Source organism: Bacillus cereus group sp. MG1, assembly GCF_040460035.1.
Taxonomy (GTDB): domain Bacteria; phylum Bacillota; class Bacilli; order Bacillales; family Bacillaceae_G; genus Bacillus_A; species Bacillus_A cereus.
This window is the reverse complement of record NZ_JARVGY010000001.1, coordinates 3,929,289-3,943,910: the sequence shown is the minus strand read 5'-3', so window position 1 is coordinate 3,943,910 and position 14,622 is coordinate 3,929,289. Positions and strand designations below refer to the sequence as shown.

Sequence of the window (14,622 nt, the reverse complement as noted above, 5' to 3'; positions counted from 1 at the left end):
ATTCTTACTCCAAGTATTCTTCTAGTTGCTCTTTTAACTCCTCCTCAATCTCATAACAAGATTCATCAACAAGTTCCCCTACTTTCTTACTCCCAAAAATGTTTGATTGAATTGACATTCCTAAAAAGATTCTTTCGCATTTCCAAATTGGAATATAGTGAAATTCAATCATCTCTTTTTCTTCATCTAATATAGCTATGGCAACTGATGAATAATAGCCCACCTCAAAGGGATTCTCTTTTTCTCTTGCAAATCCCATATCTAATTCCATGTGTTTTTCTATGTATAAATGCGCATACTCTTTATGCAGTTTAAGTAATATTCGCTCTATTTCCTTCTCCATACATTGAATGTTCTCTTTTAACTCCAACGTAAACTCCTGTTCTTTATATTTCATTTTCGCCTCCTGAAACATAGAAAAAGAGAATATGATAACATATCCTCTTTCCTCAAATATATTTCATTATCTCACAGCCCGTCCTTTTCACAAATAACCATTTTGTTCGCACCATTTATGAAATTGTCCTACGTCTACTCCAACTAACACGATATCCTTTAGCTCTACATCAATGATTTGTTCTCCAATTACAATAGCAAACTGCGATGCTAATTTTGTCTCGTTTTTCTTTACAATTCCAATTCGGTTCCGATGCGGTCCATCTTTTATATATGCTTTTTGTCCTACAATATCAAAGTTCAAAATTCTCACCTCTTTTACTGCGCTCAAATTGGAAATACGATCTCCACCTCGGAAAATTTCCTTTCATTGCACTATTTCTCTATATATATGACGAAACAATAAAAGAGTCCTTCCTTCTTTACAATTATTTTTTCTTTGTTTCATTTTTGTGATTGAAACGTAAAGTTTATAATAAAACACACTTGGAAGCGCTTTCTATGTAATTTTTTATGTTATAATATATAAGTAGAACTTCGTAAAGAGGGTTAAAAAATGAATACAAAAATGATTAAAAAAGTAATTGAAGCATTAAAAGTATATGGCTTTCAGGATGTATCATTCTGTGACAAAACGAAGCAATTTTTATTTCATAACGAAACCGATATTATGAGCGGCTATGCAGAAATAACATATAGTAGTCAATTTGAAAAATTCAACGTACAAATTCATCCAATTGAAACGCATCACCAAGCAGAGTTACAAGAGATTGAAAGACATATACAAGCTTGTATAAGAAAAGTGGAATATTTAAACGCACTTCTTACCGGGCAGACAAAACTAGATGATAAAATTATTATTATGTAAAAAAAGAACGTGATCCAATCACGTTCTTTTTTCATTATACGTTCATCTTTTCCTTTAGTTGTAATCCTGTAACAGATTCTAATACATCCATCGATTCTCCAAATGTCATATCAAAAATTGTCTTGTCCTCTATGTATGGAAACTGTCTGAAACGCTTTTCTAACACCTTCACAGCATCTGATGTAAAGTTTGCACTATCAATGCCAAATTCTGTTTCAAGAAGAACGATCCAATCTAGCACATGAAAACCTAATCCATTGACGAATGAAATAAGTTTTTCTTCTGGGTTTGAAGATAAGAATACTTGGCGTTCTATCTCACTAAAAAGTTCTTCTCCTAAGATTTCAGCTAACTCATCATCATGTTCACGTTCAACAAGTTCTTCGTAGCCGTAATCATCCACAAGCTCTTCTACTTCTTCACTATCCTGACAAAGCAATTGACTAAGAAGTGCCTCTTTCTTAAATTCACTATTTTGTACGACTTCTAAAAAGCTCGTTTCCCATCCATTTTCTAATTTCATATTATGTACTCCTTTATATACGTTTCTTATCATCACTGTACCCAAAAGATCACTTTTATAACCTTTTAGGTAGTTACTATTATTTCACATGATTCATAACAAAAGATGCAAACTCAGCTACATCTCCTTCAAAAATATTTATTTCTGGCAAGTGATAGAACGTTGTTTGGAGCGGGTTTCCTGCATGATATACATATATCGTTTTCTCTAGTGCAATCGCCATTCCAAACTCTGTATGGCTCCCGTTTCCGCCATCTAATATAAGTAAAAATACATCCGCTTCTTTTACAGCATTTCGTTCTGCCTGACCAATTTCTCTTAATTGTTCTTCATTCGCTGCTCTTTCATTTTTGGTCCAATCATATGTATGGTGCCATCCTACATGTTTCAGTTCATTTGCTACGGAATGTACAAGATGTTTATTTTGGAAACCTGAGGCGATATAAAAATTCATTTATATACACTCCTTCATTGTGTATGGGGAAACTCCTTTTTAGCGTTATTTGTTATAGCTATAATAAAGAACAATTTCAAAAAAAATCCCCATCTTTAAAACTTATTTGCGTTTAAATGATGGGATGCTTCATGGTCTTCTTTTATTTTTTGTTTTTTATAACTTTCATCAGCTAACATTTCTAGTTCAGCTGTTATCTCTGACTTTTCAAGCTCTCTTTCTTGCGAAAATTTCCTTGAAATATAAACAATAACACTACCAACGTACAACACAAAGCATATAATAAGTGCAGTATTTTCATAGAGACTTAGCTCCAACACAGTCACTCCTAATCCATTCGTATTTTCACGCCTCATTAATTGGAATTTCCCTATTAACCCATTTGTTATCCCGCTATTTGAGGGCAGTAAGACTACCTCCTCAAAATTTAGTAACAGTAAAGAAGTTAGATGTGGGATGAACCCAACTGATTAAAGTTTCACTTTATTGTAACATAAAAATATCAATTCTTGGAATCTTTCACCCTACTAAAAGAGGCATGATTGTTTCATCATGCCTCTGAAATATTTTGAATGATTGTTTTAATTGCTTCTTTTCCATTATATTTTTTTAGTGCTGTTTTATACTTCTCATTATTTTGATTCAATTCTTCGACATACTTTATAAGAGATTTTACAGTTACATCTTCTTCATATAATACGGAGGCATACCCTTGCCTTTCAAAGGACTCTGCATTTAATATTTGATCTCCACGGCTTGCAAATTTCGATAATGGAATTAAAACCATCGGCTTTTGTAATGTTAAAAATTCAAAAATTGCGTTGGAGCCCGCGCGTGAAATAACAAAATCTGTTACCGCTAATATATCTGGCAGTTCTCCATGTACATATTCAAATTGTCTATATCCTTCTTTATTTTGTAAACTTTCATCAAGGTTACCTTTTCCGCAAAGGTGAACAATTTGATATTTTTTAAGAAGTTCTGGTAATGCTTCTCGAGCCGTATCATTAATTTTTTTCGCGCCCAAGCTGCCTCCCATAATCGTAATAACTGGCTTTTTACGTGAAAAACCTAAAAACGCTAAACCTTTTTCACGATTTCCCTTCAGCACTTCTTCACGTACAGGAGATCCCGTATATATTACTTTTTCTTTCGGTAAATGTTTCGCTGCTTCTTCAAATGTAACAAATATTTTCGAAGCAAAACGAAGCGCAATTTTATTTGCTAGTCCTGGTGTCATATCAGATTCATGTAATAAAACTGGTACTCTATTTAGCCATCCTCCAATTACGACTGGTACAGATACGAAACCGCCTTTTGAAAAAATTACATCTGGTTTTAGTTTTCGAATCCTTACATACGCATCCATAACACCCTTCATTACAAGAAAAGGATCTTTTATATTTTTCAAATCAAAATAACGACGTAGCTTTCCACTCGAAATACTATAGTAGGGAATGCCTTCCTTTTCTATAATCGTTTTCTCAATACCTTGATGAGAACCAATATAAGAGATATCCCAGTTGTCTTCCTGTAAATATGGGATAATGGCTAAATTAGGTGTTACATGTCCTGCCGAACCGCCACCTGTAAAGACTATTTTCTTCATACGTCTCCCCCTTCTAGACTATAATACACTAAAATATCTTGCCTCAGGGTGAGAAAATACCATAGCCGTTACGGACGCTTCTGGCTCCATCATGAATCCTTCTGTTAATGAAATACCTATTTCCTCTGGATGAATTAAGCGAAATAGCTTTTCTTGATCTGCAAGTTCTGGACACGCCGGATAACCAAATGACACTCGTATTCCTCTATATTTCGTACGGAAACGTTCTTCCATCGTCAGTTCAGGTGAGTCCGGAATGCCCCAGCGGTCACGAATGAGCATATGTGTTTTTTCAGCAAGTCCTTCCGCTAATTCAAGCGCTAACGATTGAATGGCATGACTACGTAAGTAATCACCTTTCGCCTTCCACTCTTCAGCAATGTCCCGAACTCCTTCCCCAACCGTAACAGATAAGAAAGCAACATAGTCCATCTCATCTCCTATTGGGCGCAAATAATCACCTAAAGTACGATAGGGAGCCTTTCCTTGTCTAGGGAATGTGAAACGCTCTATAACACGCGTATGATCTTCTGGATCATATATTACAATGTTTTGTCCGTCGCTTTGCGCTGGGAAAAATTGATACACTGCTTTCGGCTTTAACCAAGATTGTCCTTCCTGCAATAATTCATCTATTAAATCATTTAATTCATGTACTCTCTTATCTCCCTCTTTCAAAAGCTTCTTCACATTTCCTTTTAATCCAAGGTGATGCCCAAGTAGCATTTGTCTATTTAAAAATGGAGCGAGATGAAGGGCCGGAATATCGCGTAATACAATTCGTTTTGTTGAATCAGGCACGATAACTTCAGCCTTCGGTAATGACTCAATTACTGCTGGAATTTCTACTTTCTTCTCCTCTTTTTTTACGATATGAAGATGACGTTCTTTTTTATCCTGTTTCATCTTCTCACGCTCTTCTTCTTTTTGAAGCTTATTAATAATATCGAGCCCCGTCATCGCATCACTCGCATAACAAACGAGCCCTTTATATGATGGTGAAATCCGATTATCTGTAAACTTTCTCGTTAACGCTGCACCACCTACAACAATGGGAACATCAATATTTGCTGCTTTTAAATCTTCAGCAGTCGTTACCATTTGTTGCGCTGATTTTACTAATAAACCGGAAAGGCCTATAATATCCGGCTTCTTTTCTTGTACTTCTTGAACAATTCGATCCGAACGTACATTAATTCCTAAATTAATAATCTCATATCCGTTATTTGCTAAAATAATTTCAACGAGATTTTTCCCAATATCATGCACGTCACCTTTTACAGTTGCTAATAATACTTTCCCTTTTTTCGCACTATCACTAGATTCCATATGTGGCTCTAAATAGCTTACAGCAGCTTTCATACTTTCAGCACTTTGCAATACTTCAGCAACAATAAGTTCATTATTATTAAATAGTCGTCCTACCTCATCCATCCCTGTCATAAGCGGACCGTTAATAATATCAAGAGGTTTTCTTCCTTCTTCAAGCGCAAGACTTAAATCCTCGTGTAATCCTTGTTTCGTACCTTCTACAATATAATTTGCTAGTCTTTCATCAAGCGTTAACGTTTCTTGCACAACGATATCTTTCTTTTTAGCAACTCGGTAAAAGTTTGTAAATTCTTCTAACGTCTCTTTCGTCGTTTCAAACAGTAGTGCATCTGCAAGGCGTTTTTCTTCCTCTGGAATCGACGCATAGCGTTCTAATTTTTCCGTATTCACAATCGCGTAATCTAACCCTGCTTTCGTAGCATGATATAAAAAGACTGAATTTAATACCTCACGTCCAGCCGGTGGTAAACCAAATGATATGTTACTTACCCCTACAATCGTTAAACACTCTGGTAACGCTTCTTTAATAAGGCGAATTCCTTCTATAGTCGCTGCTGCTGAACCAATATATTCTTCATCACCTGTCCCTACCGGAAACACAAGTGCATCAAAAATAATATCTGACGGGCGTATCCCATACTTCTTTGTAAGTAATTCATAGCTTCTTTTCGCAATTTCTATCTTTCGCTCCGCACTAACCGCCATACCGTCTTCATCAATTGTTCCTACAACTATAGCAGCACCATACTTCTGAAGAAGCGGTGTCACTTTTTTAAATCGTTCTTCTCCATCTTCTAAATTAATTGAATTAATAACAGCTTTTCCTTGAATATAAGTAAGAGCTCGCTCCATCACATTTTCATCTGTTGAATCAATCATAATCGGTACTTTTAAAACTTTCGTAACTTCTGCTAAGAAGTTTTCCATATCTTCTATTTCATCGCGATCAGGATCTGCCATACAAATATCAATAATATGAGCATTTTTCTTCACTTGCGCTCTTGCCACTTCAGCAGCCTCTTCAAATTTCCCTTCTGCTACTAATCGTTTAAATTTACGTGACCCAATAACATTCGTTCTTTCACCTACAAATAACGGTCTCATAGACTCATCATATTGCAGTGCTTCTAATCCACTAATTCCATGTCCTTCTCTCTCATGATGGTCACGAGGCTTAAGAGATGCTAGCGCGGATTTCATTGCTTTTATATGTTCTGGTGTCGTGCCACAACAACCACCAATAATATTAACCCACCCTTCTTCAGCAAATCGCTTCACCTTTTCAGCAAGAGAAGATGGAGATTCATGGTAATGTCCATCTTCATCAGGAAGACCTGCATTTGGATAACAAGAAATGTAACACTCCGATAAATCAGATAGTGAACGAATATGGTCCCTCATAAACTCCGGACCAGTCGCACAGTTTAACCCAACAGATAATGGTTTCATATGTTCTACTGATAAATAAAAAGCTTCAATTGTTTGCCCAGCCAGAGTCGTTCCCATTGGCTCAATCGTACCTGAAATCATAATAGGAACCGTTTTTTTCAGTTCTTCAAAAGCAGCTTGAATTCCAATATAAGCTGCTTTCACGTTACGCATATCTTGACTCGTCTCAACGAGTAATACATCAACTTCTCCTTTTAATAATCCTCGTGCCTGCCTTGTATAAGCCTCAATCAATTCTTCAAAAGTCACACCACCAGTAACACTAATTGCTTTCGTTGTTGGTCCCATCGCTCCCGCAACATATACTTCATTCCCGCTTTCTTTAACAGCTTGCTTCGCCAAAAGTGCTGCCTTTTCATTTAGTTCTTCATCTAAATGAGACAGCTCATAATCACTTAGTACAATATTCGTTGCCCCAAATGTATTTGTTTCAATAATATCCGCTCCAGCTTCAATATAAGCTTTATGAATCTTTAAAGTAACGTCTGGTCTTGTTTCCACTAAATATTCATTACAGCCCTCGTACTCTTCTCCTCCGAAATCTTCAGCAGTTAAATCCTCTTGCTGAATCATTGTCCCCATTGCACCATCTAATATTAAAATGCTATTTTTCAATTTTTCTTCTATACACTTCATCAATTAATACCTTCTTTCACTTCTTGCTTTTCTCTTACATATTTAACAAGATGTTCTGTAATTTCATACTTTAAAAATGGTGTAATAAGATAAATACCATTAAAATATTTCATCGCTGCGTCGACCAATTCTTGTGAAATGCGAATCCCTTCCTCAATTGCTGCCTCTTTCGTTTCATGTCCATCCATTCTCTCTCTTATTTCTTCAGGAAGAGTAATACCCGGCACCTCAAAATGAAGAAAATCTGCATTCCGCTTACTTACTAACGGCATAATTCCAATAAAAATAGGTTGTTCCAAATGCTTTGTCGCTTCATACACTTCTTCAATTAACTTGATATCGTAAATTGGCTGAGTTAAAAAATACTCCGCTCCAGCATCTATTTTTCGTTCCATTCGCTTAACTGCTGCTTTTAAGTGCCTCACGTGAGGATTAAATGCGCCGCCTACAGAAAACCTTGTCGCCGGTCCAATTGATTTCCCTAAAATTGAACGTCCATCGTTCATTTCTTTAATCATTTTAATAAGCTCAATAGAGGATAAATCATATACAGAAGTGGCACCGGGAAAATCACCAACGCGCGCTGGATCACCAGTTAAAGCTAACACTTCTTCCATCCCTAACGCCGATAAACCTAACAAATGAGATTGTAGTCCAATGACGTTATGATCTCTACACGTTAAATGCGTCAATACTGGGATATCATGCTTCGTTAATAACGCACCCATCGCCATATTAGAGACACGAGGCGATGCTAATGAATTATCTGCTAGAGTAATAGCATCTGCTCCCGCTCTTTTTAACGCTCTTGCTCCTTCAAAAAAACGCTGTGTATCTAACGTTTTCGGTGGATCTAATTCCACTACAACTGTCGTTTGTTTTTTTGCTTTCTCTGCTAGAGTGACGTGAGCCTTCGAACGTTTCTCATGCGTATGAACGACTTTTGGCCTTTGAATCGTTTCTTTTTCTATTACAGGGGTAATATTCGCAACAGCGCGCTTCATACTTTGAATATGTTCTGGAGTCGTACCACAACAGCCACCCAATAACCGAATACCTTGCTCAATAAAATTCGGTGTCATTGCTTCAAAATAAGCTGGACTTCCCTCATATACGTAACGTCCCTCTACATAATTCGGGAGACCTGCATTTGGGTATGCTGATAAATAGCCATTTTGCGGAATCGATATCATTTTGAAAGCTTCCGTCATATGAAGCGGCCCCAGTTGACAATTCAATCCAACAACATTTGCACCGTAATCTATAAACTGCTTTAATATTTCATTGACATCATTTCCATTTTGAGTCGTACCTGCTTCATGTAACGCTAATTGCGCAACAATCGGAATATTCGTTTGCTTACGCAACACTTTAACAGCATGAAGTAATTCAAATTCATCATAAAAAGTTTCTAATAGTAATCCATCAACCTGTTCTTCTAGTAAAGCCCCCGCCTGTTCAAGTAACATAAACTCCCTTTCCATATCAGTCGTTGTAACAGCTCCGATATGTTTCATACCACCAATTGTTCCTAAAATTGCATTTTTATCTGTCACAGATGCTTTCGCCAATTTCACTGCCGCTCTATTAATTTTTGTAACTTGATTTTCTAAACCATACATACGTAATTTCGCCTCATTTGCTCCATACGTATTCGTTTGAATTACATCTGCTCCAGCAGCTACATATTGTTTATGAATGGATATAATTAGATCTGGATCAGATACGTTCAATTCTTCAAAGCTACTTTGCAAACCATGTGAATGCAATAACGTTCCAACCGCACCATCACCTATTACAATTCCTTTTGATAATAAATCTAGTAATTTCACGAATCTCCCTCATTTCTATCAATATAAAAACCCCCTCTTCACTTTGAAGAGGGGGACATAATTGTTCCTCCTCTTATTATGCAAAACATTCGTTTTGCAGGTATTAGCACCGTTTCAAACATTTCGTTTGAAGGTTGCCGGGTTTCACAGGGCCTTTCCCTCCACCGCTCTCAATAAGAGTTGTCTTTATTATTTTATTTATGTAGCTAAAAGGAAATGCGTTCCCCTTTTAACAATGTTTGTTAATTTTTTAATAAATTTAGCATGCACAAAATTAAAAGTCAATGACACTTGCGGAAAAATAAAAATTATTTAAAATAAAGTTGCAATTCAATTATCTTTTATTGTAAAGTTAAAAACATAATAAAAATTTCATACGAACATTCTTATCTAGAGAGGTAGAGGGACTGGCCCTGTGACGCCTCAGCAACCATTAACATTTTGTTAATAAGGTGCTAATTCCAGCAAATTGTGAAAGATTTGACAGATGAGAAGAAGACTCTATTCAAACCGAAAGCCTTCTTCTTAGAAGGCTTTTTTTATTTTATATTCACTTAATGTTTCAATTTAAAAAGGAGGAATTTTCACATGTCAACAATCGAAACAAAACTAGCACAAATCGGAAATCGTAGTGAAACTACAACTGGAACGGTTAATCCACCAGTTTATTTCTCAACCGCTTATCGCCACGAAGGAATTGGTAAATCTACTGGCTTTGACTATTCACGAACTGGCAATCCAACTCGCGGTCTTTTAGAACAGGCGATCGCAGACTTAGAATATGGCGAACAAGGTTATGCCTGTAGTTCAGGGATGGCGGCTGTTCTCCTCGTCCTTTCTCTATTCCGCTCTGGAGACGAACTTATTGTATCTGAAGATTTATACGGGGGAACGTATCGATTATTTTCTGAGCATGAAAAAAAGTGGAATGTTCGATGTAGATACGTAAATACACAGTCTATTAAACAAATTGAGCAAGCTATCACAACTGAAACGAAGGCTATTTTCATAGAAACTCCAACTAATCCATTAATGCAAGTTACTGATATTGCTGCTGTCGCAACTGTAGCGAAAAGGCACGGACTACTTCTTATTGTAGACAACACATTCTACACACCTTATATACAGCAACCATTAACAGAAGGTGCTGACATTGTACTTCATAGCGCAACGAAATATTTAGGGGGACATAACGATGTACTAAGCGGGCTTGTCGTTGCAAAAGGAAAGGAACTTTGCGAGGAAATCGCTCATTATCATAATGCATCAGGTGCAGTTTTAAGCCCATTTGACTCATGGTTATTAATTCGCGGTATGAAAACGTTAGCGCTTCGCATGAGACAACATGAAGAAAATGCGAAAGCAGTTGTTGCGTATTTAAATGATGAAGACGGGGTGACAGATGTATTTTATCCAGGAAGAGGCGGCATGATTTCATTCCGCCTTAAAGATGAAGCTTGGATTAATCCATTCTTACAATCTTTATCCTTAATTACATTTGCCGAAAGTCTTGGTGGTGTAGAAAGTTTAATGACTTATCCAGCAACGCAAACACATGCTGATATTCCTGAAGAAATTAGAACAGCAAACGGCGTATGCAATCGTCTTCTTCGATTCTCAGTTGGCATTGAAAATAGTAACGATTTAATTCAAGACTTAAAGCAAGCCATTAAACTCGTAAAAGAAGGTGTAAGAATATGAGCTATTCTATAGATACACTCTTACTACACAACCAATATAAACATGACTCGCAAACAGGCGCTGTGAACGTTCCTATTTATAACACATCAACTTTTCACCAGTTTGATGTAGATACGTTCGGAAAATATGACTATAGCAGGTCAGGAAATCCAACTCGTGAAGCTCTTGAAGATATCATTACTTTATTAGAAGGCGGAACAAAAGGATTCGCCTTTGCATCAGGCATTGCAGCGATTTCCACTGCATTCCTCCTTCTTTCACAAGGTGATCACGTACTCATTTCAGAAGATGTGTACGGAGGCACTTACCGAGTGATAACTGAGGTACTCTCCCGTTACGGTGTTTCACATACATTTGTTGATATGACCAATTTAGAAGAAATAAAACAAAACATGAAACCAAATACAAAGCTCTTTTATGTAGAAACACCTTCTAACCCACTTTTAAAAGTGACAGATATTCGCGAGGTTTCTAAACTCGCAAAATCTATTGGCGCTCTTACTTTTGTTGATAATACATTTTTGACACCACTATTCCAAAAACCACTTGAACTTGGAGCTGATGTCGTTCTTCATAGTGCTACAAAATTTATTGCTGGTCATAGTGATGTTACTGCCGGATTAGCAGTAGTAAAAGATGCAGAACTCGCTCAAAAGCTTGGATTTTTACAAAATGCATTCGGTGCTATTTTAGGACCTCAAGATTGTTCTCTCGTACTTCGCGGTCTAAAAACATTGCACGTACGCCTCGAGCATTCAGCTAAAAATGCCAATAAAATCGCACATTATTTACAAGAGCACGCTAAAGTACAAAATGTCTATTATCCGGGATTACAAACACATCTCGGATTTGATATTCAACAATCTCAAGCAACATCAGCTGGAGCGGTCTTATCGTTTACTTTGCAGTCAGAAGATGCACTCCGCCAATTTTTATCAAAAGTAAAATTACCTGTTTTTGCAGTTAGTTTAGGAGCTGTAGAGTCAATTCTTTCTTATCCAGCAAAAATGTCACATGCAGCACTGTCGCAAGAAGCTCGTGATGAAAGAGGAATCTCTAATTCATTACTTCGGTTATCAGTCGGTCTTGAAAATGTTAACGATTTAATATCCGATTTTGAAAATGCCCTTTCTTATGTAGAAGAACCTGTAAATGCATAGAGAAAAAGAAGATATGAGATTAGGTTTTCATATCTTCTTTTTCTGCGTTTTAGTTATATTCATTTGAATTTCTTCTTTTCTTATAGTCCATAAAAAAATAAAAGTATATCATCTATTTCTAAATAATGGATTAATTGATATATTAAGAAATAAAAAGGGGTGAAAATAATGGATATTTGTTCAGATATTTTAATCGTTATCGATTTACAAAATGGCGTATGTTATAGCGAGGAGCATTTATTTGATTTACAGAACTTACCAACAAAGGTAAATAAAAGAATTTATTCATACAGAAAATTAAATAAACCAATCCTTTTTGTTCAACATTGTGATGATGATTTAGTACCCGAGAAAGAACTTTGGGCTATTCATACCGATCTAGATGTTCAAGAACAAGATTTTTTTGTAAGAAAAACACATGCAAATTCATTTTATAAAACAAACTTAAAAGAAATTTTAGATCAATTATCTGTAAATTGCATTGAATTTTGTGGCGCCCAAACAGAGTACTGTATGGATGCTACGATTAAGTTTGCCCACGGACTAGGATACGAAAACTTTATGGTACAGAAAACAACCTCTACGTTGAATAATCCTTTTATGTCCGCAAAAGAGACAATTGATTTTTATGAGAACATATGGAATCACAGGTTTTTAACGTTGCTAAAAGATGAATTTTAGAATAAATGACTAATGACTTGATCATCCTAAGATTTATCAGCCGTAAGCAAATATTTCATTATCACCATAAAGAAGCGAATTACATTCAACTTCTTTTCTTTTAACCTGTTTTATATTCTATATATATCATTATAATTCCTTTGTCATATTATTTTAAAAATTTTGTATATTCATTTGAAAGAATAAGAAAATCATGATAAAATTGTGTTACAAATATATCTATATCTTTCAATTTTTAAAACACATCGAAATTTTCACCCAAAAATGTCATTTTACAAAAACATGCTAATTTACCTATTTTATTTACATCAGGGTCTCTTTTCTTACAATTTCTTTACTTTAGGACTTTTTTTCTGCAACAACTATTTTCTTTTCTTTAAATTTTTGGTATGTATAGTATGGTATAATAGCTCACACGGAGGTGGAAAAGAACATGTTAGAAACCTTTCAAAAAGAATTAGAACTATATGAAAGTAATGCAGAATTATTAAAAGTGCTAGCTCATCCTGTTCGTTTATGTATCGTAAAAGGATTAATCGAGCGCGGTCCAAGCAACGTTTCTACAATGTATACTGGCTTAAACATGCCACAATCTACAATTTCACAGCATTTAGCAAAATTAAAAAGCGCTAAAATCGTTTCTAGTGAAAGAAAAGGATTGGAAATTTATTACAAAGTAGAGAATGAAACAATCATTCAACTCGTTCGCGTATTATTAGGTTAGGGACTAATAATCGAAGAAAAAGAACGTATTCTATATATTTCCTCTCATATCTTTAATATAAATATATATCATGAGAGGAAATATATAATACTACATAAGTCGTATTAAAAAACAAGACACAGTATATACTGTGTCTTGTTTTTTTATATTGTTACATATCGATCCAAATGTAAATGTTGCATATCTTTTGTATGTATAACAACATCAAATGCACTCCCTACTCCTCCATTCAAAATCATAGAACGAACGGCTCGATTTTGTTTTTGCGTTTCAGAAAAAGGATTCATATCTTGATGGCTCGTAAGCTGTTCTAATATCCCTGCAGCTAACAAGAACTCAGATTGTTTCTTATGCCATACTGCACTCATTCCTTGCATACTAAACATCTCCTTTAGCTCGTCCCAATGAATATGAGTAGTAAGATCCATTTCACCTGGATGCGCTAGTGGGTTACGTATTAGCTTATGCTGATAATACCCTCGCAAACTTCCTTCACGGTGTGCTGGATACATCCATTCTTCTTTTGTGTATCCGTAATCAACTGTAATACATATACCTTTTTGAAACCATTTCGCAATTTCTTTTATATACTCCTCCATCACAATTGGTACTTCAAAACGTTGCCCTTCAGCAATATGAATATTATATTTCAATAAATAGCGACCAATTCTTTTATCTAACGGCCTACATACTTCTGAAAGGTTTCCTTCCTCTGTATATGTAATACGTACTTCATACAACATACCATTTCTTTTCTCAATTATTTCAACAGGAAATGCATCAAACAACTCATTCGAAAAAAGAATTCCCTCGAAAGAATCTCCCATTTCACTATAGGAGGTATAGTACGATACATTAGAAAATGAGCCAAGGTGCTCCTGCTGTAATTTTCTATGAAAAGGGCTCACTTCAATCATTGAATAGTTTAGATCAATAAAGGTTTTTGGAGATAATTGCTTCCATTCTTGTAAAACATCATAGGCAAACTTCCCTGTTCCTCCGCCAATTTCACAAATATTCGGAGCAACTTCACCATTTTCAACAAGACGAATAAAAAGTTTAGCAAAAGTTTTTGCAAACACAGAGGATACGTTGCTACTTGTAAAAAAATCCCCTTGTCTTCCAATCTTTTCACGTTCTTTCATATAATATCCATGACCTTCTGTATACAATACAAGGTTCATATACGTACTATATGAAATTGAATAATCCTTTTCTTTCCCCATCCATTCTCTTAAAATGAGCTCCATTCCCATA

General features: G+C 35.7%; 14 protein-coding genes and 2 riboswitches. Of the genes, 5 read left to right on the top strand and 9 right to left on the bottom strand.

What is annotated here, in order from left to right:
- Positions 1-4: 4 nt before the first annotated feature.
- Both QCI79_RS20825 and QCI79_RS20820 read right to left on the bottom strand, forming a co-directional pair.
- A complete protein-coding gene (locus QCI79_RS20825) occupies positions 5-397 on the bottom strand; it encodes a hypothetical protein (RefSeq protein WP_000875388.1) in 393 nt (130 codons plus the stop codon).
- An 87-nt stretch (positions 398-484) separates the two neighbouring features.
- Positions 485-700 carry a DUF3912 family protein gene (locus QCI79_RS20820; RefSeq protein ID WP_001008326.1) on the bottom strand — a complete coding sequence of 72 codons (216 nt, stop codon included), beginning with the start codon at positions 698-700 and terminating at the stop codon, positions 485-487.
- 252 nt (positions 701-952) lie between these two features.
- On the opposite strand from QCI79_RS20820, the gene QCI79_RS20815 reads away from it, so the two are divergent.
- Complete coding sequence (locus QCI79_RS20815) at positions 953-1,264, top strand: hypothetical protein (RefSeq protein ID WP_001093237.1); 312 nt, start codon at positions 953-955, stop codon at positions 1,262-1,264.
- A gap of 34 nt (positions 1,265-1,298) precedes the next feature.
- Here QCI79_RS20815 and QCI79_RS20810 read toward each other — a convergent pair whose 3' ends face one another.
- The 6 genes from QCI79_RS20810 to QCI79_RS20785 form a co-directional block, all read right to left on the bottom strand.
- Entirely contained in the window at positions 1,299-1,787 is a 489-nt protein-coding gene (locus QCI79_RS20810) for a hypothetical protein (RefSeq protein ID WP_000764261.1), read from the bottom strand.
- 79 nt (positions 1,788-1,866) lie between these two features.
- Positions 1,867-2,241: a nucleoside 2-deoxyribosyltransferase gene (locus QCI79_RS20805; protein ID WP_001012336.1), complete on the bottom strand. Its 375-nt coding sequence runs from the start codon at positions 2,239-2,241 to the stop codon at positions 1,867-1,869.
- A 95-nt stretch (positions 2,242-2,336) separates the two neighbouring features.
- Positions 2,337-2,597 carry a DUF3966 domain-containing protein gene (locus QCI79_RS20800; protein ID WP_001250699.1) on the bottom strand — a complete coding sequence of 87 codons (261 nt, stop codon included), beginning with the start codon at positions 2,595-2,597 and terminating at the stop codon, positions 2,337-2,339.
- A 194-nt stretch (positions 2,598-2,791) separates the two neighbouring features.
- Positions 2,792-3,850 carry an undecaprenyldiphospho-muramoylpentapeptide beta-N-acetylglucosaminyltransferase gene (gene murG / locus QCI79_RS20795; protein ID WP_000724777.1) on the bottom strand — a complete coding sequence of 353 codons (1,059 nt, stop codon included), beginning with the start codon at positions 3,848-3,850 and terminating at the stop codon, positions 2,792-2,794.
- 18 nt (positions 3,851-3,868) lie between these two features.
- Entirely contained in the window at positions 3,869-7,267 is a 3,399-nt protein-coding gene (metH, locus tag QCI79_RS20790) for a methionine synthase (protein WP_021727638.1), read from the bottom strand.
- Entirely contained in the window at positions 7,267-9,099 is a 1,833-nt protein-coding gene (locus tag QCI79_RS20785; RefSeq protein ID WP_000770361.1) for a bifunctional homocysteine S-methyltransferase/methylenetetrahydrofolate reductase, read from the bottom strand. The genes metH and QCI79_RS20785 overlap by 1 nt, the downstream gene beginning before the upstream one ends.
- A 70-nt stretch (positions 9,100-9,169) precedes the next feature.
- Positions 9,170-9,279: riboswitch (SAM riboswitch) on the bottom strand.
- 203 nt (positions 9,280-9,482) lie between these two features.
- Positions 9,483-9,593, top strand: a riboswitch (SAM riboswitch).
- A 94-nt stretch (positions 9,594-9,687) separates the two neighbouring features.
- On the opposite strand from QCI79_RS20785, the gene metI reads away from it, so the two are divergent.
- From metI to QCI79_RS20765, 4 genes are all read left to right on the top strand, one after another.
- Positions 9,688-10,800 carry a cystathionine gamma-synthase/O-acetylhomoserine thiolyase gene (gene metI / locus QCI79_RS20780; protein ID WP_000103889.1) on the top strand — a complete coding sequence of 371 codons (1,113 nt, stop codon included), beginning with the start codon at positions 9,688-9,690 and terminating at the stop codon, positions 10,798-10,800.
- Positions 10,797-11,960 (top strand): cystathionine beta-lyase, encoded by a 1,164-nt coding sequence (metC, locus tag QCI79_RS20775; RefSeq protein WP_000122307.1) that lies wholly within the window; start codon positions 10,797-10,799, stop codon positions 11,958-11,960. The genes metI and metC overlap by 4 nt, the downstream gene beginning before the upstream one ends.
- A gap of 168 nt (positions 11,961-12,128) precedes the next feature.
- Complete coding sequence (locus QCI79_RS20770) at positions 12,129-12,641, top strand: cysteine hydrolase family protein (RefSeq protein WP_021727639.1); 513 nt, start codon at positions 12,129-12,131, stop codon at positions 12,639-12,641.
- A 433-nt stretch (positions 12,642-13,074) separates the two neighbouring features.
- Entirely contained in the window at positions 13,075-13,365 is a 291-nt protein-coding gene (locus QCI79_RS20765; protein ID WP_000894377.1) for an ArsR/SmtB family transcription factor, read from the top strand.
- 143 nt (positions 13,366-13,508) lie between these two features.
- Here QCI79_RS20765 and QCI79_RS20760 read toward each other — a convergent pair whose 3' ends face one another.
- A complete protein-coding gene (locus QCI79_RS20760; RefSeq protein ID WP_000525140.1) occupies positions 13,509-14,621 on the bottom strand; it encodes a class I SAM-dependent methyltransferase in 1,113 nt (370 codons plus the stop codon).
- Between the last annotated feature and the right edge of the window lies 1 nt (position 14,622).

Bases quoted from the DNA above. Each gene is read 5' to 3' on its own strand.
- QCI79_RS20825 (WP_000875388.1), bottom strand. From the start codon at position 397: ATGAAATATAAAGAACAGGAGTTTACGTTGGAGTTAAAAGAGAACATT.
- QCI79_RS20815 (WP_001093237.1), top strand. From the start codon at position 953: ATGAATACAAAAATGATTAAAAAAGTAATTGAAGCATTAAAAGTATAT.
- QCI79_RS20810 (WP_000764261.1), bottom strand. From the start codon at position 1,787: ATGAAATTAGAAAATGGATGGGAAACGAGCTTTTTAGAAGTCGTACAA.
- QCI79_RS20805 (WP_001012336.1), bottom strand. From the start codon at position 2,241: ATGAATTTTTATATCGCCTCAGGTTTCCAAAATAAACATCTTGTACAT.
- QCI79_RS20800 (WP_001250699.1), bottom strand. From the start codon at position 2,597: ATGAGGCGTGAAAATACGAATGGATTAGGAGTGACTGTGTTGGAGCTA.
- murG (WP_000724777.1), bottom strand. From the start codon at position 3,850: ATGAAGAAAATAGTCTTTACAGGTGGCGGTTCGGCAGGACATGTAACA.
- metH (WP_021727638.1), bottom strand. From the start codon at position 7,267: ATGAAGTGTATAGAAGAAAAATTGAAAAATAGCATTTTAATATTAGAT.
- metI (WP_000103889.1), top strand. From the start codon at position 9,688: ATGTCAACAATCGAAACAAAACTAGCACAAATCGGAAATCGTAGTGAA.
- metC (WP_000122307.1), top strand. From the start codon at position 10,797: ATGAGCTATTCTATAGATACACTCTTACTACACAACCAATATAAACAT.
- QCI79_RS20770 (WP_021727639.1), top strand. From the start codon at position 12,129: ATGGATATTTGTTCAGATATTTTAATCGTTATCGATTTACAAAATGGC.
- QCI79_RS20765 (WP_000894377.1), top strand. From the start codon at position 13,075: ATGTTAGAAACCTTTCAAAAAGAATTAGAACTATATGAAAGTAATGCA.
- QCI79_RS20760 (WP_000525140.1), bottom strand. From the start codon at position 14,621: ATGGGAATGGAGCTCATTTTAAGAGAATGGATGGGGAAAGAAAAGGAT.